We start from the raw sequence: 20,362 nt of genomic DNA on the forward strand, positions 1-20,362 counted from the left end.
GAACCGGACGGTGCTGCCTGCACGGCCCCGGTCCTCGGCCGCACCCCGCGCGCCGCCGCACCTGCACCGGTAGAACGGGACCATGGTCAGCGAGCACGAAGAAGTCGAGATCAAGTACGACGTCCCCCCCGGGGCCGACCTGCCTCCCCTGGCCCCGGTGCTCGCGCAACTGCCCGACGCGACCGCACGCGGCTACCGCGAAGGCGACCTCGGCGAGCACCAGCTGGAAGCCACCTACTTCGACACCGCCGACCTGCGCCTGCAGGCCGCGCGCACCACGTTGCGCCGCCGCACCGGGGGCCCCGACGCCGGCTGGCACCTGAAGACCCCCGGCGGCGAGGGCGCCCGGCTCGAACAGCGGCTGCCGCTGGGGCGCGCCGTGCGCACCGTCCCCGCTGCCCTGCGCCGCCTGGTGGCCGAGCTCACCGGCGACGAACCCCTCGTCCCCGTGGCGCACGTCAGCACCCGCCGGCACGTGCGGACCGTGCTGGACGCCACCGGTACCCGGCTGGCCGAACTGGCCGACGACCACGTCGAGGCACGGCGCCTGCGGCCCGGCCCCGGATCCAGCACGGGACCCGGTGACGCCGCCGGCGCGACGCAGTCCTGGCGCGAGGCGGAGCTCGAACTCCTCGACGGTGACCGCGAACTCCTGCACGCCCTCGACGCCGGCCTGCGCGCGGCCGGGCTGCAGCACGCCGCCAGCGCGTCGAAGGTGGGGCGGATCCTCACCGGCACCGGCCCCGCTCCCGAGACCCCGGCCCCACCGGTGGCGGAGTCGGCCGGGACGCGCACCCTCGCCCGCACCGGGCCGCGACGCACCGACCTGAGCCGGAAGTCCGCAGCCGCCGACGTCCTGCTCGTCCACCTGAGCGAGCAGGTCCAGCAGATCCTCGACCAGGACCCGCGGGTCCGGGCCGACGAACCCGACAGCATCCACAAGATGCGCGTGGCCACCCGGCGGCTGCGCAGCGCGCTGCGCACCTTCCAGCCCCTGCTGGCCGACCCCACGAAACCCGTCCGCGACGAACTGCGCTGGCTGGCCGCCGAACTGGGCACGGCCCGCGACGCCGAGGTCCTGCGCGACCGGCTCGTGCGCTCGGTGGCCTCCCTCGACGCCGACCCCGACCAGCAGCCCGCCGACCCGGCCGCCACCGGGGCCGTGCCGCAGCTGGTCCACCTGCAGCTCGAGGGCGACTACCGCAGGGCCCACGACCAGGTGCTGGCCGAACTGGACTCCGAGCGGTACCAGGCGCTGCTGGACTGGCTGCAGCACCTCGTCGAGCACCCCGCCGTGACCGCCCGCGGCCGCCGCCGCGCCGACGAGGTCCTGCCCGGCCGGGTGGCCAAGACGTTCAAGGCCTTGGCCCAGCTCGTCGAGGAGGCCGAGGGCCGCGAACCCGGCCACGAACGCGACGAACTGCTGCACGAGGCGCGCAAGGCGGCCAAGCAGGTCCGGTACGCCGCCGAAGCGGTCGCGGTCGTCTTCGGCAAGGACGCCAAGCGCTTCGCCCGTGCGGTCACCGACGTCCAGGAGGTGCTCGGCGAGCACCAGGACTCCGTCGTCACGCGTCAGCGCCTGCAGGACCTCGCGGCCTCCGCCCGCCCCGACGTCGCGTTCGCCTACGGCCGCCTCTTCGCCCAGGAGGAGGCGCACTCCGCGGCCACTGACGCCGACTTCGAGCAGACCTGGGCCACGATGCGGACCAAGCGCCTCCACCGCTGGCTCCGCTGAACCGGACGCGAGCCGCGCGGGCGGCGTCCGGCGGTGAGGCAGGGGGGCGGCGAGATCGCTCGCCGCCCCCTCGGTCGTCACTGACCGGACCGGGACCGGGAACCTACCCGGCGGCACGGCCGGGGAGCCGCGACGCGCCGCTGCGGCACCGCGTCCCGCACCCCGCGAGCACCCCTTCTCACCCCGCCAGGTGCGGTCCGAGCAGGCTCAGGTCCGCGGCCGACAACCGGTCCTTCGCCGTCGCGGCCTGGTGCCAGTGCGGGTACCTCAGCGGAACCGCGCTGACCGCGTCCAGGCGGGCCCGTTCGTCGTCGGTCAGCACGAGGTCGGCCGCGGCGAGGTTGTCGGCCAGCTGCTCGTCGGTGCGGGCCCCGACCACGAGCGAGGTCACCCCCGGGCGGCCCAGCAGCCACGCCAGCGCCACCTGCGCCGCCGAGACCCCGTGCGCCGCACCGACCTCGACGAGGACGTCGACGATGTCGTACAGCTTGCCCTCGTCGTGGACCGGCGGTTCGTCCCAGTCCCCCAGGTGCCGCGAACCCTCCGGCGCGGAGGCGTCGCGGCGGTACTTGCCCGACAGCAGCCCCCCGGCCAGCGGGCTCCACACCAGGACGCCGAGGTCCTGGTCCAGGGTCAGCGGGACGAGTTCGTCCTCGGCGTCGCGGGCCTGCAGCGTGTAGTGGATCTGCTGGGAGACGTAGCGCTGGTAGCCGCGGGCGTCGGAGGTCGCCAGCGCCTTCATGAGCTGCCAGCCGGTGTAGTTCGACGCCCCGACGTAGCGGACCTTGCCGGAACGGACGAGGGTGTCGAGCGCCTCGAGGGTTTCCTCCAGCGGCGTCTGCCCGTCCCACTCGTGGATCTGGTACAGGTCGATGTGGTCGGTCCTCAGGCGCTTCAGGCTGCGTTCGACCGAGCGGACGAGGTGGTGGCGGGAGGCTCCCCCGTCGTTGGGGCCGGGGCCGACGACCATGCGCGCCTTGGTGGCGATGAGCACGTCGTCGTAGCGGCCCTGCAGGACCTCACCGGTGATCTCCTCGCTCAGACCGTCCGAGTACATGTCGGCGGTGTCGACGAGGTTGACGCCCGCCTCGATCGCTCGGTCGACCTGCCGGCGGGCGGTGGCGACGTCGCTGTTCCCGACCGCCGCGAAGGCGCCCTTGCCGCCGAACGTCATCGTCCCCAGGGTGATCGTCGAGACGCGCAGTCCCGACCTTCCGAGTCGTCGGTGTTCCATGGCGCGACGCTACCCGTGCGCACGGGCCGGGACGCGGCGAGTCCCGCCTCAGCGCGGGGGCGCCTGCCCCAGCGCCCGCCGCGCGCTCTCCAGGGCCGCCCGGAAGGCGGCCCGGTCGGCGGCGCTCATCCCTTCGACCATGCCGGCCTCCAGGGCCGCGACCGGTTCCCGCAGGTCCTCCAGCACCCGCCGGCCCCGGTCGGTCAGGGTCAGCAGCATGCGCCGCCGGGAACTGGGGTCGACCTCGCGCGACAGGTGCCCCTTGCCCTCGAGGTCGAGGACCATCTGCGTCATCGTCTGGGCCCGCACGAAGGAGTTGCGGGCCAGGTCCGCCGCCGACATGCCCGGGTGCCGCGCCAGGACGGTCAGCGCCGTGTACTGCAGGGACGTCAGGCCGTGCTCGGCGACGACCGCGTCCAGGCGGTGCCGCACGGCGAGCTCGACCTGCTTGACGAGGTAGAGCAGGGTGACGTCCTTCGCGGTGGGCACCGTCCCATCCAACCCCACCGCGCGCGCCACCCCGCCCCGTCCGGCCCGGGGACGCTCAGGCGTAGAAGCGGGCCAGGAAGTCCACGACGACCGCCGGCCGTTCCTGACCCTCGACCTCGATGGTCCCCGAGACCGCGAGCTGGACGCCACCCTTGACCTCGGTGACCTCCTTGAGGGTCCCCACGAGCCGGACCCGGGACCCCGCGGGGACGGGCGCGGTGAAGCGGACCCGGTCGAGGCCGTAGTTGACCTTGGTGGTCACCCCCTCCACGTCGAAGACGCTGGTCCACAGGGGGATGAACAGCGACAGGGTGAGGAACCCGTGGGCGATCGTCGTGCCGAACGGCCCGTCCTTCGCCCGGTCGGGATCGGTGTGGATCCACTGGTGGTCGTCGGTGGCGGCCGCGAACCGGTCGATGCGTCCCTGGTCGACGTCCATCCAGTCCGACGGACCGATGTCGGTGCCGACGAGCCCGGCCAGTTCGTCGAGTCGGACGGTCTTCTGCTCTGCCACGGTCACTCCTGGGGTTTCGGTGAGAGGTCGAGGATGCGCAGCGCGTTATCGCGCAGCACGAGCGGGCGGACCTCGTCGCGGACCGGGAGGTCGGCGAAGTCCGCGAGCCACCGGTCGGGGTGGATCATCGGGAAGTCCGAGCCGAACAGGACCCGGTCCTTCAGGACCGTGTCCGCGGCCCGGACCAGCTGGGGAGGGAAGTACTTGGGCCGCCAGCCGGACAGGTCGATCGCGACGTTCGTCTTGTGGGTGGCGATGGAGATGGCCTCGTCCTGCCACGGCACCGACGGGTGCGCGAAGATCAGCGTCAGGTCGGGGTGGTCGGCGGCCACGTCGTCGAGCAGCATCGGGTTCGAGTACCGCAGCCGCAACCCGCGCCCACCGCGGGTGCCCGCCCCGATCCCGGTCTGCCCGGTGTGGACGAGGACGGGGACACCCAGGCCGGCCAGCGCGGCCCAGAACGGGCCGAACTCCTCCGCGGAGGGGTCGAAACCCTGCACGGTGGGGTGCAGCTTGAAACCCCGTGCCCCGTGGTCGAGGACGAGCGAACTCGCCCGCTCCACCGCGTCGGGCCGGCGCGGGTCGACCGAGGCGAACGGGACGAGGACGTCGGCGTGGTCGGCGGCCTGCTCGACGACCGTCTCGCTCGGGATCGGCGGGTGCCCCAGTTCGGTCTCGGCGTCGACGGTGAACACCACCGCGGCCATGTTCCGGTCGCGGTAGAACTGCGCGATCGACGTCAGGTCCGGGGTGGTGCCGTCGGTGCGGAAGTACGCCGCGGCCGCCGCCGCCAGGTCCGGCGGCAGCGCGGTGTGCCCGTCGTGGCCGACCTCGACGTGCACGTGGACGTCGACGGCGGCCAGGTGCGCGACGTCGATCTCCGGGCGGTACACGGGGTTCAGGCCCCGGGCCGGGCGGGCGTCCGGACCAGCTCGGCGGGCAGGTCGGGGAACCGCTCCCCCACCGGCTGCAGGTTCTCGCGCAGCGTCGGGGCGAACTCGGCGGCGAGGGTGTCGGCGTCCCAGCCGCCGGCGTGGGAGGCGGTGACGACGGGTTCGGGGTGGCTCCACACCTGCACCCGGTCCCCGCCGGCGCCCAGCACCTGCCCGCTGATCCCCGCGGCCTCGTCGGAGGCCAGGAACACCACCAGGCCGGCGACGTCCTCGGGCGTCCCGAAACCCAGGTCCTGGCGGTAGAAGTCCGGGATCGGTTCCCCCGCGTCCAGCGCCTCGACGGCCGCGGCGAAGTAGGGGACGGTGCGGGTCATCGCCGTGGCCGCCACCGGGACGACGGTGTTCACCGTGACCTGCGCGCGCGCCATCTCCAGCGCCCACGTGCGGACCATGCCCACGATCGCGGCCTTGGCCGCGGCGTAGTTCGTCTGCCCGAAGTTCCCGCGCTGGCCCGTGGGCGAGCCGACGGTCACGATGCGACCGGCCACCCCGCGGTCCTTGAACGAGGCGTAGGCCGCGCGCACGCAGGTGAACGTCCCCCGCACGTGGACGGCGAGGACCTGGTCGAAGTCGTCGTCGGTCATCTTCAGCAGCGACCTGTCGCGCAGGATCCCGGCGTTGGTGACCAGGACGTCGAAACCCCCGAACCGCTCGACGGCCGTGTCCACCAGCGCCTGCGCGGTCTCGGTCGATCCCACGGGGGCGACGACGGCGACCGCACGGCCACCGGACTCCTCGATCCGCGCGACCGTCGCCGCGGCCGCGGCCTCGACGGCGTCGTTGACGACGACCGCCGCCCCGGCGCGCGCCAGCGCGAGCGCGTACGCGGCGCCGAGGCCGGCCCCGGCGCCGGTGACGACGGCGACCTTGCCCTGCAGGGAGATGCTCATGACGTTCCTCTCGGTGGTGCGGTCAGCGGACGGCGAAGACGTCCAGGAGGACGCGGTCGGGTTCGCGGCGGGCGGTGGCCACGAAGACCGTGCGGGTCACCCAGGCCCACGCCGGGGCGGCGCTCGACAGTTCGGGGGTGCAGCGGAAGTAGATCCGCGCGGGGTCGACGGGTTCACCCCGCACGAGGGCCGCGATGTCCTGCGCCGCACCCGATCGCACACCGCGGTTGTGCACGCCCAGCCGGTCGCCGGCGTCGGTCTCGACGACGTACCGGGCGTCCAGCCGGGTCAGCTCGGCGGACACGAGGACCTGGTGGTCGGCTCCCCCGGGCACGACGTGCCCGCGCAGACCGTCCGGACCGCTCAGGGTGCCTCCGAGGATCGGGACCATCCGGCGGTGGCCGTCCTCGGCGGGGCCGAGGTCGACCGGAGGGCCGACCTCGACGGTCAGGGAGAACACGGGCTCCAGCACGGGGGTCCCGCTCACGCGACGCCGCCCGTCGCGGCGGCGACGCGGCGCGCGACGTCCTCGGCGGCCTGCCGGCGCAGGTCGGCGCGGCGGATCTTGCCGCTGCCGCCGACGGGGAGCTCGTCGACGCGGAACACCCAGCGGGGGATCTTGTAGGCGGCGACGCGTCCCCGCAGCCGTTCGCGCAGTTCCTCGGGGTCGAGGTCGTGCCCGTCCAGGGCGGTGACGTAGGCCGCGCCGACCTCGCCCCAGCGCTCGTCGGGCACCGGCACGAGCGCCACGGTGGCCACGCCGGGCAGTCCGGCGATCACGGCCTCCACCTCGGCCGGGTAGACGTTCTCGCCCCCGGAGATGAACAGGTCCTTGAGGCGGTCCACGACGCGGACGCGGTCCTCCCCGTCCCCGGTGACGTCCCCGGTGACGTCCCCGCTGACGTCCACCACGTCGCCGGTGCGGTACCAGCCGTCCACGGTCGCGGCGGCGGTGTCGGCGGGGCGCCCCCAGTACCCCTGGAAGACGTTCGGGCCCCGCACCAGCAGTTCCGCGGGCGTGCTCGCCCGGGTCAGGGCGACGGGCGCGCCGTCGGGGCCCGCGGCGGCGACGTCGGTGAAGAAGTGCGGTGCCCCCACGGTGGTCGGCCGGGTGCGGCCGCGCGCAGGGGTCTCCATGAACACGCCGGGGGCGGCCTCGGTCATGCCGTAGCCCTGGACGACGTCGATCCCCCGCTCGCGCCAGGCCCGGGCCACGCGCTCGGTCACGGGCGAGCCGCCGTAGACGACGGTGCGCAGCGTCGACAGGTCCGCCGCGGGCCACGCCGGGTGGTCGGCCACCATCTGCAGCATCGTCGGCACGCAGGAGAAGCTCGTCGCCCGGTGCGCGACGACCGCCTCCAGCAGGCCGCCGGCGTCGAACCGGGGCAGGACCTCCAGGCGCCCGCCCTTGAGCAGCGTGGGCAGCGAGACCATCCCCAGCCCCACGGCGTGGAACAGCGGGGCCGTGCACAGCGCCCGCTCGTCGTGCGTGAAGTCCAGGTGCGCCAGCTGGTTCACGGTGTTCCAGGTGAGGTTCCCGTGGGTCAGGACCGCGGCCTTGGGGCGGCCCGTGGTGCCCGAGGTGTAGAGCAGCACGGCCGGGTCGTCCAGGTCCGCGCCGAGGTCGCCGCTCGGCGGACCGGCCGCGTCCAGGAGGTCCGCGAGCGTCCCGGCGGGGTTCGCCGCCGCCGGGTGCAGGGCCAGGGTGTGCCGCAGCGGGGTGTCCTCGGCGCGCAGGTCGGCGGCGACCGCCTCGACCCCGGCACCGACGACGAGCACCTCGGTCCCGGAGTCGCGCAGCTGGAACGCCAGTTCCCGGGCGACCAGCCGCACGTTGAGCGGCACGAACAGCGCTCCCAGCCGGCCGCAGGCGAAGAGGAGCTCGAAGGCGTCGACGTCGTTGAGACCCAGGAACGCGACGCGGTCACCGCGGGCCACGCCCAGGGAGCGCAGCCCGGCCGCGAGCCGGTCGGTGCGGTCGGCGAGCTCGGCGTAGGTGCGGGTGCGGGTGCCCTGGCCGAGCGCCACGACGTGGGGGTCGATGCGGGCGCGGCGCCACGGCCAGGAGCCGAGCCCGCGATCCGGGGAGAGGTCGGTGGAGGGGGGCACCGGGGGGTCGGCGGGGAGGTCCGGGGTGGTCACTGCTCGCTCCTGCCACGTCATCGGGGAGTCGTCCGAGGAGGCCACGGGTGGCCGCGGCCCAGTGTGAGTCAACGACAGGAAACCTGTCAATGACGTACCTCGTGACCCGCCGGACGAGCGAGCGCGCACGATCGCTGCAGCCATCGGCCGACACGCCGGGGCGGACGGCTCGGCAGCCGGGGTGTCGTGTCGTGGCCGCATCGATCGTGCACGGCGGCAGCGCCGCACCCGCCGCCTCGACCCCGGGGCCGCCTCACCCCAGGCGCCGCGTCGGCCACCGCGCCTGGTCCGCCGCCAGCAACGCCGGGTCGCGCGGCGGCGCGACCTCCTCCAGGACCTCCAGCCGCGTGATCCGCTCGATGCGGAACCCGCGGATCGCCTCCCGCAGCCGGCACCACCCCACGAGCAGCCACGCGTCGCCCCCGCGCAGCAGACCCATCGACTCCACGTCCCGGACGGTGCCGGCGGCCGGGTCCGGGCCACCGTCCACTCCCTCGCCCAGGTAGGTGATCCGGACCACGCGCCGGGCGGCGATCACGTCCGCGAGCACGCCGAGCGGCACGGCGCCGTCCGCCGGGGCGGCGGCGTCGATGACCTGCATCCGGCCGAGCAGCTCCTGCACGGGCCCGCGGTGCCGCTCGTCCACGACCGCGGAGATCTTGGCGTGGGCGCGGCGGGCGGCGGAGCGGTACGGCGAGGAGTCGAGCAGCGCGAGCCCGGCGAGCACCGCCAACGACTCCGCGGCGGTCAGGTTCAGCGGCGGCAGCGAGTACTCGGGCAGGATCGAGTAGCCGCCGCTCGCCCCGTGGTCGGCGTAGATCGGGACCCCGGCGAGCTGCAGCGACCTGACGTCGCGCTCGACGGTGCGGGTGGACACCCCGAACTCGCGGGCGAGGCGGGCGGCCGACCACGGCCGGCGCGCGGCGCGGAGCAGATCGACGAGGGCGTACTGGCGCTCGGTGCGCTTCACGTCGGCAGCCTCGCAGGTGCCCCCGCGCTCCCCCGGCGCACCTCAGCTGCGCATGCTGCGCTGCCCGCCGACGGACCAGACCCGCCGGACGCGGCCGTCGGGGTCGAAGTCGAACACGTCGACGCCGCCGGCCCGGGTGCCGCCCGCCTCCACGTCCCACAGCAGGCGGCCGTGCTCGCCGTCGATCGCATCGGCGACGGCGGTGAAGACGACGCCCGGGTTCTGCCCGTGCCACCAGTCGAGGTAGCGGGCGAAGTCCTCGGCGGTGCGGATGTCGTCGGCGGGGGTCGACCCGTCGGGCTCGGTCACGGCGAAGTGGATCCGGAAGTCGTCGGCGCAGATGCGGCGCGCGATGTCCCCGTCGGTGTTCCACATGGTCAGCCACGCGTCGAGCGAGCGCCGGGCCGTGGTGCCGGTCGGGGTGCTGGCCGGGGTGCTGGTCGGGGTCGTGGAGCGGGTGTCCTCGGTCATGGCCCCACCCTCGGACGCCCGCGCGACAACGGTGTGTCGGTGTTCGCGGCACCCGCACCCAGGTCCGCGCGCCCCGGCTCAGAGGGCGCGCGCACCCCGCCCCAGGTCGACCGACTGCACGACGGCCTTCCCCGCGGTGACGGTGATCGCGCCGCCCTGGAAGTCCTGCACCACGGACCCGGCGACGGTGCGCGCCCCGGAGACGGGGTAGCCGAGCCGGCCGGTCTCCCAGCCCTGCGCGGCCCAGCGGTCGCGGACGGCGGCCGGCACGACGTGGGTCCCCGACGCGGGCGAGGAGTAGACCGACCCGCCCGTGAAGTGCTGGCCGACCCCGCCCCCGGCGAGGCCGCCGAACTGCTCCGAGCTCGGGTACCCCAGGGCGCCGTCCTCCCAGCCCTGGCCCTGCCACGCGGCGCGCACGGCCCCGGCGACGACGTGCGTCCCGGCGGCGCCGGAGTAGACCGACCCGTTCTGGAAGTGCGCGAAGGAACCGGCCCGCAGCGCGGTCACCGAGGTCGTGGGGAACCCGAGGGGACCGTTCTCCCAGCCCGTGGCCCCGTACGCCGCGAGCACGGCACCGGACAGGGCCTGCGCGCCCGTGGCCGGGGACCAGTAGACGATCCCGCCCTGGAAGCGTTGCGCGACACCGCCCTTCACGGCGAACTCGGCACCCGTGGGGTACCCGAGGGTGCCGTTCTCCCAGCCCAGGGACGCCCAGCGGTCGCGGATGGCGCCGCGGACGACGGCCGCGCCGGTGCTCGCGCTCCAGTAGACCGAGCCGCCGGCGAAGTGCTGGCCGTACCCGCCGGCGCGCAGCGGGCCGATCTCGGTGGCCATCGGCAGCCCGAGGTACCCGGAGTTGGCGCCCGCGGCCGTGTAGGACTGCAGGATGGCGCCCTTGACGGGGATCCCCACGAAGCTGCGGGAGCCGTCGGCGTTGGCCGCCACGAGCGCCGTGCGGCGCGGGGAGCCGAAGTCGGCGACCCAGTAGGAGCGCCACACCGTCCGGCCCCCGGACCACAGCGTCGTGTAGACGAGCCCGATGCCGACGCCGGTGTACTGCGGGTCCAGCAGGACGGCCTTGTGCGGCGCGGAGTTCATCCACGTCTGGACGGCGAGGACGCCGTTCTCCAGGCCGTGGGTGTCGGCGTTGCCCATGTCGGCGGTGGCGACGATCTCGCCCCAGCGCGGGAAGTCGGACAGCAGGGTGGACAGGTTCGGGTTGTGCTTCATGCCGTCGCCCTGCCCGAGCACGTCGGCCCAGTCCTGGGCGACGCGCTCGAGGGTGGGGTCGAGGGTGACCGGCGGTGCGCCGACCTTCGCGCGCTCGGCGTTGAGGCCGTCGAGGATCTGCCGCTCCTGCGTCGCGGCGGGCACGACGGGCTGCAGCACCTGGGCGGCGGCCGCGGCCGGGGCGGCCGTCGCCACGCCGACGGCGCCGGCGCACGGGAGCGCGACGAGCGCGGCCAGCAGCGGGGCCAGGAGGCGGGTGCGGGTCGTGGTCACCCCAGAGGGATCGTCGCGGCGGACGGGTGAGGACAGAGCCCACCCGGGGGGCCCCGACCGGCCGCACCCGGGTGACCGTGGGTCACCGACCGGGGGGACGCGCAGGGCCGGGAGGAGGGGGTCGGGGCAGTAGAATGCGACCTCTGAGGACAGCCTCCCCCGGTCGTGGAACCGGGGTGCGGCGGGCTGGCGCGACCGGGTGATCAGCACCGGGAGCACCACGGAGAGGAGCTACATGGCGCAGCACCAGGGCACGGGTCCGGAGGGCACCGGGACGGCCGGCACGACGGGCCTGCACGACCCCCGGCGCGAGCACAGCGACTGCGGGGTCGGGTTCATCACCCGCAAGGACGGTCTCCAGACCCACGACGTCATCGCCCTCGGTGACCAGGCCCTGTGCGCCATCCCCCACCGCGGGGGCATGTCCTCCGAGGGCGTCGGCGACGGCGCCGGCGTCAGCGTGGACCTGTCGGTGGCCTTCTTCAGCGCCCTCGTGGGCGAACCCCTGGAGGCCGGCCGCTTCGGGGTGGGCAACTTCTTCCTGCCCGCCGACGCCTCGTCCTGGGACACCGCCCGCGCCCTCGTGGGCGACGCGCTGCGCGCGCAGGGCCTCGAGGTCCTCCTCGTGCGCGAGGTCCCCGTCGACGACACCGTCCTGCGCCCGGCCGCCGTGGCCTACCAGCTGCCGATCGTGCAGTGGGTCTTCCGCGCCGCCGCCGGCACCGACCGCACCGAGGTCGACCGCGCCGCCAACGCGGCCCTGCTGGCCGTCGAGGCCCAGGCCTACAGCCGCCCCGAGCTCGCCGGCCTCTACCCGCTGTCGCTGTCGGCGCGCACCCAGGTGCTCAAGGGACGGCTGAACTCCGGCGAGGTGGTCCCCTACTTCCGCGACCTGCTCGACGAGCGCCACGCGGTGACCACGCTGTACTTCCACACGCGGTTCTCCACGAACACCGAACCGCACCCGAGCATGGCCCAGCCGTTCCGGATGGTCGCCCACAACGGCGAGCTGAACACCGACCGCAAGAACCGCCTCTCGGACGAGGCCCTGGCCACCGCGCGCTCGCGCTCGATCGTCCGCCCGCCCGGGCAGTCGGACTCCTCCCGCTTCGACCAGACGCTGCAGAGCCGGGTCTTCGACGACGGGCTCGACACCGTCGAGGCCGTCGTCTCCCTCATGCCGCCGGCGTGGGAGAACGACACGACGCTGCCCCCGGCCGTCCGCGACATGCTGGAGTTCTTCTCCCTGTACGAGGAGAAGAACGACGGCCCGGCCGCCGTCATCTTCAGCGACGGCGACGTCGTCGGGGCGCGCCTGGACCGCCTGGGCCTGCGCCCGCTGCGCACCGTCGAGACCGCCGACTACCTCGTCGTGGCCTCCGAGGCCGGGCAGATCGACTTCGCCGACGACGAGGTGGTGCACCGCGGCCGCATCGAGGCCGGCGGGATGCTCTCCTACGACCACCGCACCCACCGCAGCTACCGCACCCGCGAGACGCTCGAACTGCTCGCCGCCCGGCGCGACTACGGGACGCTGCTGGCCGAGTCCCGGGTGAACCTCGACGACCTGCCGGCCCCCGACTACGACCGCACCGTGAACACCCTGGGGTACACGGGGGACCTGTCGACGTCGGGCCGCTACGTCGCCTGGTCGCTGAACTCCGAGAGCTTCCGGTTCATGCTCGACCCGATGCTGGCCAACGGGTCCGAGCGCATCTCCGCGATGGGGTACGGCAACGCCATCAACGCGCTGTCGGACGCCGAGGGCGGGATGGCGAAGTACTTCTCCCAGCGGTTCGCGCAGGTCACGAACCCGCCGCTGGACTCGATCCGCGAGGCCGACGGCATGAGCATGCGCGTCGCGCTGGGGGCCAAGCCCAACGGCGGCGGCGCGCGGCAGACGCAGATCGTCGTGCACTCCCCCGTCCTGGGGCACCTCGACATGGTGCGGCTGCGCGACCAGCGCCTGACGCCCATGCAGCGCTTCGAGATCCTCTACGCACCCGTGCCGGGGGACGCGACGGCCAACGCGGACTCGCTGCGCCGCAGCCTGGCGCAGCTGTGCGACGACGTGGAGGCGTTCGCCCGCGCCGACGGCGGGATCGCGATCCTGTCCGACCGCAACGTGGCCTCCGACGCCGCCCCGCTGCCGCTGGTCCTGGCGCTGTCGGCCGTGAACCAGCGGCTCATCCGCACGGGTCTGCGGCTGCGCGTCTCGATCGTCGCCGAGTCCGGTCAGCTGCCCAGCTCCCACCACGTCGCCGTCGCGCTGGGGTTCGGGGCCTCGGCGGTCTACAGCCTGTCGGCCCGGCTGCGCGCGGAGGAGAAGTACCCCACGCCCGCGGCCCCGGCCGGTGAGCTCACCGAGACCGACCACGCCTTCACCCGCTACCGCAAGGCCGCGGTGAAGGCGCTGGCCAAGACGATGGGCCGCGTCGGGCTGTGCACCGTCGAGAGCTACATCGGCGGGGAGTTCTTCGAGCCGAACTACCTCGACACCCGCGACGACGTGCTGGCCGAGTGCTTCCCGCACCTCGAGGCGCCCGTCGGCGGCGTGGGTTTCACCCGCATCGCCGCGGCCGCGACCGAGTGGCACCAGCGCGCGCGGTCCGTGGCCACCGAGAAGGACGTCCCCCTGCTGGGGCTGTTCAAGGAACGGGCCGAGGGGGCGGGCCACTCCTTCGGGACCGCCGCCGTCCGGGGTTTCGCGGGGATGACGGAGGAACCGGCGCGGTTCGCCGACCCCCAGGACGTCCACGAGGGCCACGCGCCCCACGGGGGCGACGCCGACTCCCTGCGCCTGCTGACGCTGGGCCAGCTCGACGACGCCTTCGGCCTGGACGACGAGGCCTACCAGAACGCCGGCTTCGAGGCGCTCACCCCCGAGCGGGTGGACGGGTTCCGGATCACCCAGGGCTACCGCGACTTCCTGGCCACGACGCACGCCGAGCGCTCCCGGCGCCCCGCGGCGCTGCGCGACGTCCTGTCCCTGCCCGCCGACGTCGCGGGCCTGCACGCGGCCGAGGAGTTCCGCACCGAGCTGGGCCGGTTCTCCGCCGAGGGCAACTCCAGCATCTTCGTCCGCGGCCTGGACGTGTGGTCCGAGGGCGACCGGTACACCCTGTGGTTCACCGACGTCCCCTCCGACCGGGCCCGCTACGCCGAGCTCGGCCGGTTCCTCACCGAGATCCACCCGGGACTGGTGAGCGTCGAGAAGGTCTCCGACGACGAGCTCGTCGTCACCGCCACCGGCGTCACGGGCCACTTCCTGTCCCTGGTCCGCCCGGCCCCGGCCGCGATCGCGCTCACCGAGGTGCAGCCCGCCTCGCAGATCACCCGCACGCTGGCGTCGGGGGCCATGAGCCACGGCGCGCTCGTCGCGACCGCCCACGAGGCCGTCGCCCACGGCACGAACATGGTCGGCGGGATGTCGAACTGCGGTGAGGGCGGGGAGCACCTGTCCCGCTACGGCACCATCCGCGGTTCGCGCATCAAGCAGTTCGCCTCGGGCCGGTTCGGCATCTGGGCCGGCTACCTCGCCGACCCGATGCTCGAAGAGCTCGAGATCAAGATCGGGCAGGGCGCCAAACCGGGTGAGGGCGGTCAGCTGCCCGCGCCGAAGGTGACCGTCGACATCGCCGCCGCGCGCGGCGGGACGCCGGGCATCGAGCTCATCTCGCCCCCGCCGCACCACGACACCTACTCCATCGAGGACCTCGCCCAGCTCATCCACGACTGCAAGGCCGCCCGGGTCCGCGTCGTCGTCAAGCTCGTGTCCTCCGAGGGCATCGGCACCATCGCCGTCGGCGTCGCCAAGGCCGGGGCCGACGTCATCAACGTCGCCGGGAACACCGGCGGCACGGGCGCCGCGGCCGTGACGAGCCTGAAGTACGCGGGGCGCTCGGCCGAGATCGGCGTCGCCGAGGTCCACCAGGCCCTCGTCGCCCACGGTCTGCGCGAGAAGGTCGTGCTGCGCTGCTCGGGCGCGCACCAGACCGGCAGCGACGTCGTCATGTCGGCCCTGCTCGGCGCGGACAGCTTCGAGTTCGGGACGACCGCGCTGATGATGCTCAAGTGCGTCATGGCGAAGAACTGCAACGTCAAGTGCCCCGCCGGGCTCACCACGAACCCCGAGGCGTTCGACGGTGACCCGCGGGCGCTGGCGCAGTACCTGCTGAACATCGCCCACGACGTGCGCGAGATCCTCGCCCGGCTCGGGCTCCGGTCCCTGCGCGAGGCGCGCGGTCGCGGTCACCTCGTCCAGCTGCTCGACCACCCCTCCAGCGTCGGGCGGCTCGACGTGCGCGCCCTGCTCGCGCAGGTGCCGGAGAAGGTCGTGGAGAACCCCGTCTACCTCGAGAAGGACTTCGGCGTCGACGACTCCCTGTGGGACCTCGTCCGGGCCGCGCTCGTCGAGCGCCGCGAGGAGTCCGTCGAGATCGACCACGGCCGGCTGCGCAACAGCGACAAGTCGGTCGGCGGGCAGCTGTCCATCGACGTGGAGCGGCTGCTGAACCACCAGCTGAGCGCCGAGCAGGTCCGCGACCTGCCCGCCGCCCGCGTCGACGACCGGGGGCGGGGGTACCTGCTGCCGGGGTCGGTGCGGGTGCGCACGCACGGTTCGGCGGGCCAGTCCTTCGGCGCCTTCCTCAACGACGGGCTGGAGTTCGAGCACACCGGCACCGCGAACGACGGCGTCGGCAAGTCCCAGACCGGCGGCACCATCGTCGTGCGCGCTCCGGGCGGTGGCAGCTCCGAGCCGGGCGGCAACGTCCTGGTCGGCAACTTCGCGCTGTTCGGCGCGACCGGCGGGCGCACGTTCGTCCAGGGCGAGGCCGGCGACCGGTTCGCCGTCCGCAACTCCGGGGCCAGCGCCGTCGTCGAGGGCCTGGGCGAGTTCGGCTGCGAGTACATGACCAACGGCGCCGTCCTCAACCTGGGCCCGGCCGGCAAGGGCCTGGGCAACGGCATGAGCGGCGGGTTCCTCTACCAGTACGACCCGACGGGCGCGGTGCGCGAGAAGGTCAGCACGGACTCGCTGCTGGTCTCGCCCGTCGCGGGCGGGTTCCACGAGGACGCCGTCAAGCTCCTGCTGACCTGGCACCACGAGGCGACGGGCTCCGAGCTCGCCGCGCGGCTGCTGGCCGACTGGGACACCACCCGCGAGCACGTGTTCTGCGGGATGCCGCGGGCGCTGCTGCTGTACCAGGACGTCGACGCGATCGCGGCCGCCGCCACCCGCCGGGAACTGCTCGACGAGCTCGCGACGTCGGTGGCGGGCGAGAAGCTGCGGTCCTTCAAGCAGGACTACCGGCAGGGCCGTCCGGTCGCCGGTGGCCGCACCCCGGCGGCCGGGGCCGGCGGGGCCGCGGACACCTTCGCCCTGCTGTCCTCCTTCGTGGTGCTGTCGGCCGCGCAGGACCTCGCGCTCGAACGCGTCCCCGACGCCACCGGCCCGGACGACCCGCGCGTCACCTCCGCGGTGCGCAAGCTGGTCCTCACCGAGGACTTCTTCGTCGTGCAGAAGGTCCTGAAGTACCTGCGGGACACGCTCGAACCGTTCGAGGACGCCGAACTGGCGACGCTCGTCGCCGCCAAGCGCCTCGACGACTACAAGCGTTCGCTCGTGCTGCGCAACAACCGCAGCACGGACGCCCCCGGCACGTACGGCTGGATCATGCACCAGCACGCCCGGAACACCGAGCGCTTCGGGTCCTCGCGCTGGGCGCGCTTCGACGAACTGCTGACCACCGCCGCCCTGGACGACCTGGCCGGGCGCGCCGAGAGGATCGTCCAGTGACCGCCGCGAGCACCACCGGCAACGGCCTCCTGATCCCGGCCGACGCGCCCTTCTCCGCCGGGCAGCAGGTGTGGCTGGCGGGGTTCCTCGCCGGGGTCTCCTCGGCGCGGCGGAACACCGCGGCGAAACCCGCGGCGACCGTCACCGTCGAGGTCCTGTACGGCTCGCAGACGGGCAACTCCGAACGGGTCGCCGAGGACGTCGTCGCGGCGCTGCGGGCCCAGGGCCTGGGCGGCACCGCGCGGGTGCTGGACGACGTGTCGCTGGAGGACCTCGCCGCGATGCAGCGGGTCCTGGTCGTGACCTCCACCTACGGCGAGGGCGAGATGCCCGACAACGCCGAGCTGTTCTGGGAGGCCCTGGCCTCCCCGACGGCGCCCCGCCTGGAGGGCCTGAGGTTCTCCGTGCTCGCCCTCGGGGACAGCGGCTACGACGAGTTCTGCCAGGCCGGCAGGCTGTTCGACCTGCGCTTCGAGCAGCTGGGGGCGACGCGGGTCGCACCCCGCGTGGACTGCGACGTGGAGTTCGAGGACCCCGCGGCGGAGTGGACCGGGCGGGTCGTGGGCCTGCTGGCCGCCGAGGCCGGGTCCGCGCCCGTCCCGGCCCCCGCCGCGCCCGTGCGCCGGGAGCGGTCGAAGTGGAACCGGAAGAACCCCTACCCCTCGAGGCTGCGGGTCAACCGGGTCCTGTCCGGGGCGGGCAGCGCCAAGGAGATCCGGCACCTCGAACTCGACCTCGCCGGCTCCGGCATCGAGTACGCCGCCGGTGACGCTCTGGCCGTCGTGCCGCGCAACTCCCCCGCGCTGGTGGACGCGCTGCTGGCCGAGCTCGGGTTCGACCCCGACCAGGACGTGTCCGGGGTGCCGCTGCGCGAGCAGCTCGGCAGCCACTGGGAGATCTCGGCACCCTCGAAGGACCTCGTGGCCCGTCTCGCCGAACGCCACCCCGACTCCGAGCTCGCCGCCGTCATCGCCCACGACGACAAGGGCCTGCTGGAGAACTGGTTGTGGGGCAGGGACGTCCTGGACCTGCTGCGCCTGCACCCCGACCACGGGGTCGACGTCGACGCGCTCGCCGGGCTGGTGCGTCCCCTGACGCACCGCGCCTACTCGATCTCCTCGTCGCCGCTGGCCAGCCCGGACCGCATCCACCTGACCGTCGCGGCCGTCCGGCACGGCACCGAGCGAGAGCACCTCGGGGTCTGCTCCACCTACCTCGCCGACCGGCTCGGCGAGGACGACCCCGTCGGGATCTTCCTGCAGCCCAACGCCGCGTTCCGGCTGCCCGCCGACGACGACGCCCCCGTCGTGATGATCGGCCCCGGCACCGGCATCGCCCCGTTCCGGGCCTTCCTGCAGGAACGGGCCGGGCGCGGGGCGGGCGGGCGCAACTGGTTGTTCTTCGGCGACCAGCACCGCGCCGACGACTTCATCTACGCCGACGAGCTCGAAGAGTTCCAGGCCTCCGGCGTGCTGACCCGCCTCGACCTCGCGTTCTCCCGCGACCAGGCCGAGAAGGTCTACGTGCAGACGCGGATGCGGGAGAACTCCAAGGAGCTGTTCTCCTGGCTGGAGGACGGCGGGTCGGTGTTCGTCTGCGGTGACGCGTCGCGGATGGCCCGGGACGTGGACGCCGCTCTGCACGACGTCGTCGCCGAGCACCGCGGGCGCGGCGCCGACGACGCGGCGGCGTACGTCAACGACCTGAAGCGGTCCAAGCGCTACGTGCGCGACGTGTACTGACGCGTCGGGCTCGGCTCGCGGGCCGGGTCGTGGATGCATCACGCCGATAGGTTTGGCGCGATGCGTCCACGATCCGAACCCCCGGGCCGCGCTACTACTTCTCGATGGCCGCCGGCCGCGTCTGCGCCGCCCGCACCCGGGCCACGTCGAGCTTGTCGGAGCGGTCGAAGGAGTAGACGCCGTTCTGCTCCTGGAACACGTCGGTGAGCTGGGTGTAGCAGTAGCCGAACATCAGCGGGTCGTTCAGCAGCGCGCCGGTGAGCCCCTCGAAGCGGTGGTGGAACTCCTCCTCGGTGCGCGGGGGCTCGCCGTAGCCCCAGGACGACGTGGCGCTGCGGTCGAGGTCGGGGTTCGAGGCGGCGGCGTCCGGGCGCCACCAGATGCCGCCGAACTCGCTGCAGAACCACGGCTGGCCCTGGTACGGCAGCGACCAGACGACGCCCTCGCGGCCGTAGTCGGGTTCGTGGCCTCCGTAGTTGGTGTGGGGCCGGTCCTGCGCGAGCCCCCCCACCTCCTGGGCGAACTTCGCCGGGTCCTGGGTGTAGTTGTGCGAGTCCCACACGTCGGACTCCAGGACGCGGTGGGAGTACCCGGAGGCGTCGAGGACCGGACGGGAGGTGTCCATGGCCTTGGCGGCCAGGAACATCGCGCGCGTCACGTCGTCGAGGACCTGCCCGCGGTCGGTCAGCTCCTGGCGGGTCTCGTTCAGGCCGCACCAGCCGACGATCGAGGGGTGGGAGTAGTCGCGTTCGAGCGCCTCCAGCCACTGCGCGATGAAGTTCGGCGTGGGCCGCTGGTGCTCCCCGCGCACCGAGGTGCCCTCCTCGACGGCTCCCCAGTCCCCGAACTCGCCCCACACGAGGTAGCCGAGCCGGTCGGCGTGGTGCAGGAACCGCTCCTCGAAGACCTTCTGGTGCAGCCGGGCCCCGTTGAAGCCCGCGGCCAGGGACAGCTCGATGTCGCGGCGCAGCGCCTCGTCGGTCGGGGCGGTCATGAGGCCGTCGGGGTAGTACCCCTGGTCGAGCACGAGCCGCTGGAAGACGGGCCGGCCGTTGAGCAGGACGGCCTTGCCGTCGATGCTCACCGAGCGCAGGCCGGCGTAGGTCTCGACGGTGTCGACCACCTCGCCCGCGGCGTCGGTCAGGGTCACGGTGACGTCGTACAGGTGCGGGTCCTCGGGCCCCCACAGCCGCACGCGGTCGGCGGGCACGGGCAGCGTCAGGCGGGGTGAGAGGTCGAGGTCGGCGCGCACGCTCGCCTCGGCCACGACGCCGTCGCCGTCGCGGACCTGCGCGGACAGCGTCCAGCCCGCGCGGTCGCCCACGGAGCCGGTGTGGCTGCGGCGCAGGGGCTGCTCGAGGTGGAAGGTGCTGCCGGCGACGTCGGGCGTCAGGCGGGGCCGGCCGAGGCTGACGTCGGGGACGGGTTCGGCCCAGACGGTCTGCCAGATGCCCGTGGTGCGCGTGTAGAGGCACTCGTAGTTGTCGTAGCGGGTGGACTGCTTGCCGCGGGCCTGCGGGCCGCGGTGGTCGTCGCGGGCCCGCACGACGACGGTGACCGTCCCCGTGCGGTGGCCGAGGTCGGCGGTGAACGGGGTGAAGCCGCCGCGGTGGCGCACGACCTCCTCCCCGTCGACCCAGACGGTGGCGTCGTGGTCGACGGCGCCGAAGTGCAGCAGGGTGCGCCGCCCGGCCCACTCGGCGGGGATCGTGACCTCGCGGCGGTACCAGACGGCGGCGACGAAGTCGGTCTCGCCGATGCCGGACAGCTCGGACTCGGGGGCGAAGGGCACGGTGATGGTCGCGTTCAGCGGGCGGTCGCGGAGCCCGCGTTCGAGCCCGGAGTCGCCGTGGTCGAACTCGAACTCCCAGGTCCCGTTGAGGTTCACCCAGTCGCGGCGGACCATCGAGGGCCGC

14 protein-coding genes are annotated in these 20,362 nt (G+C 74.0%); 3 read left to right on the forward strand and 11 right to left on the reverse strand.

Going from position 1 to position 20,362, the window contains the following annotated elements; translation table 11 throughout:
* Window positions 1-82: 82 nt before the first annotated feature.
* Window positions 83-1,735: a CYTH and CHAD domain-containing protein gene (locus CLV37_RS12555; RefSeq protein WP_106210830.1), complete on the forward strand. Its 1,653-nt coding sequence runs from the start codon at window positions 83-85 to the stop codon at window positions 1,733-1,735.
* A 178-nt stretch (window positions 1,736-1,913) separates the two neighbouring features.
* Here the strand turns inward: CLV37_RS12555 and CLV37_RS12560 are convergent, their stop codons facing one another.
* The 10 genes from CLV37_RS12560 to CLV37_RS12605 form a co-directional block, all read right to left on the reverse strand.
* Window positions 1,914-2,969 (reverse strand): aldo/keto reductase, encoded by a 1,056-nt coding sequence (locus tag CLV37_RS12560; protein ID WP_106210832.1) that lies wholly within the window; start codon window positions 2,967-2,969, stop codon window positions 1,914-1,916.
* Between the two features lie 48 nt (window positions 2,970-3,017).
* The gene (locus CLV37_RS12565) at window positions 3,018-3,458 is read right to left on the reverse strand and encodes a MarR family winged helix-turn-helix transcriptional regulator (RefSeq protein WP_106210834.1); all 441 of its coding nucleotides are present in this window, start codon (window positions 3,456-3,458) and stop codon (window positions 3,018-3,020) included.
* A gap of 55 nt (window positions 3,459-3,513) precedes the next feature.
* Window positions 3,514-3,978, reverse strand: a complete 465-nt coding sequence (locus tag CLV37_RS12570; protein WP_106210836.1) for a MaoC/PaaZ C-terminal domain-containing protein — start codon at window positions 3,976-3,978, stop codon at window positions 3,514-3,516.
* Window positions 3,975-4,865 (reverse strand): amidohydrolase family protein, encoded by an 891-nt coding sequence (locus tag CLV37_RS12575; RefSeq protein ID WP_281260532.1) that lies wholly within the window; start codon window positions 4,863-4,865, stop codon window positions 3,975-3,977. The genes CLV37_RS12570 and CLV37_RS12575 overlap by 4 nt, the downstream gene beginning before the upstream one ends.
* Before the next feature lie 5 nt (window positions 4,866-4,870).
* Entirely contained in the window at window positions 4,871-5,809 is a 939-nt protein-coding gene (locus CLV37_RS12580) for an SDR family oxidoreductase (RefSeq protein ID WP_106211332.1), read from the reverse strand.
* Between the two features lie 28 nt (window positions 5,810-5,837).
* On the reverse strand, window positions 5,838-6,302 hold the full coding sequence (locus CLV37_RS12585; protein ID WP_106210838.1) for a DUF3237 domain-containing protein: 465 nt from the start codon (window positions 6,300-6,302) through the stop codon (window positions 5,838-5,840).
* The gene (locus CLV37_RS12590) at window positions 6,299-7,957 is read right to left on the reverse strand and encodes an acyl-CoA synthetase (protein WP_211298602.1); all 1,659 of its coding nucleotides are present in this window, start codon (window positions 7,955-7,957) and stop codon (window positions 6,299-6,301) included. The genes CLV37_RS12585 and CLV37_RS12590 overlap by 4 nt, the downstream gene beginning before the upstream one ends.
* A gap of 253 nt (window positions 7,958-8,210) precedes the next feature.
* Entirely contained in the window at window positions 8,211-8,927 is a 717-nt protein-coding gene (locus tag CLV37_RS12595; RefSeq protein ID WP_106210842.1) for a helix-turn-helix transcriptional regulator, read from the reverse strand.
* Window positions 8,928-8,969: 42 nt separating this feature from the next.
* A complete protein-coding gene (locus CLV37_RS12600) occupies window positions 8,970-9,398 on the reverse strand; it encodes a nuclear transport factor 2 family protein (RefSeq protein ID WP_170127232.1) in 429 nt (142 codons plus the stop codon).
* Between the two features lie 78 nt (window positions 9,399-9,476).
* Window positions 9,477-10,904, reverse strand: coding sequence for a CAP domain-containing protein (locus CLV37_RS12605; RefSeq protein WP_170127233.1), 1,428 nt, complete (start codon window positions 10,902-10,904; stop codon window positions 9,477-9,479).
* A 235-nt stretch (window positions 10,905-11,139) separates the two neighbouring features.
* On the opposite strand from CLV37_RS12605, the gene CLV37_RS12610 reads away from it, so the two are divergent.
* Entirely contained in the window at window positions 11,140-16,704 is a 5,565-nt protein-coding gene (locus CLV37_RS12610) for a glutamate synthase-related protein (RefSeq protein ID WP_106210846.1), read from the forward strand.
* Window positions 16,701-18,446 carry a diflavin oxidoreductase gene (locus tag CLV37_RS12615; RefSeq protein ID WP_245885384.1) on the forward strand — a complete coding sequence of 582 codons (1,746 nt, stop codon included), beginning with the start codon at window positions 16,701-16,703 and terminating at the stop codon, window positions 18,444-18,446. The genes CLV37_RS12610 and CLV37_RS12615 overlap by 4 nt, the downstream gene beginning before the upstream one ends.
* A gap of 94 nt (window positions 18,447-18,540) precedes the next feature.
* Here the strand turns inward: CLV37_RS12615 and CLV37_RS12620 are convergent, their stop codons facing one another.
* Complete coding sequence (locus CLV37_RS12620) at window positions 18,541-20,352, reverse strand: sugar-binding domain-containing protein (protein ID WP_106211338.1); 1,812 nt, start codon at window positions 20,350-20,352, stop codon at window positions 18,541-18,543.
* Between the last annotated feature and the right edge of the window lie 10 nt (window positions 20,353-20,362).

Origin of the sequence: Kineococcus rhizosphaerae, assembly GCF_003002055.1 — a bacterium.
Classification (GTDB): domain Bacteria; phylum Actinomycetota; class Actinomycetes; order Actinomycetales; family Kineococcaceae; genus Kineococcus; species Kineococcus rhizosphaerae.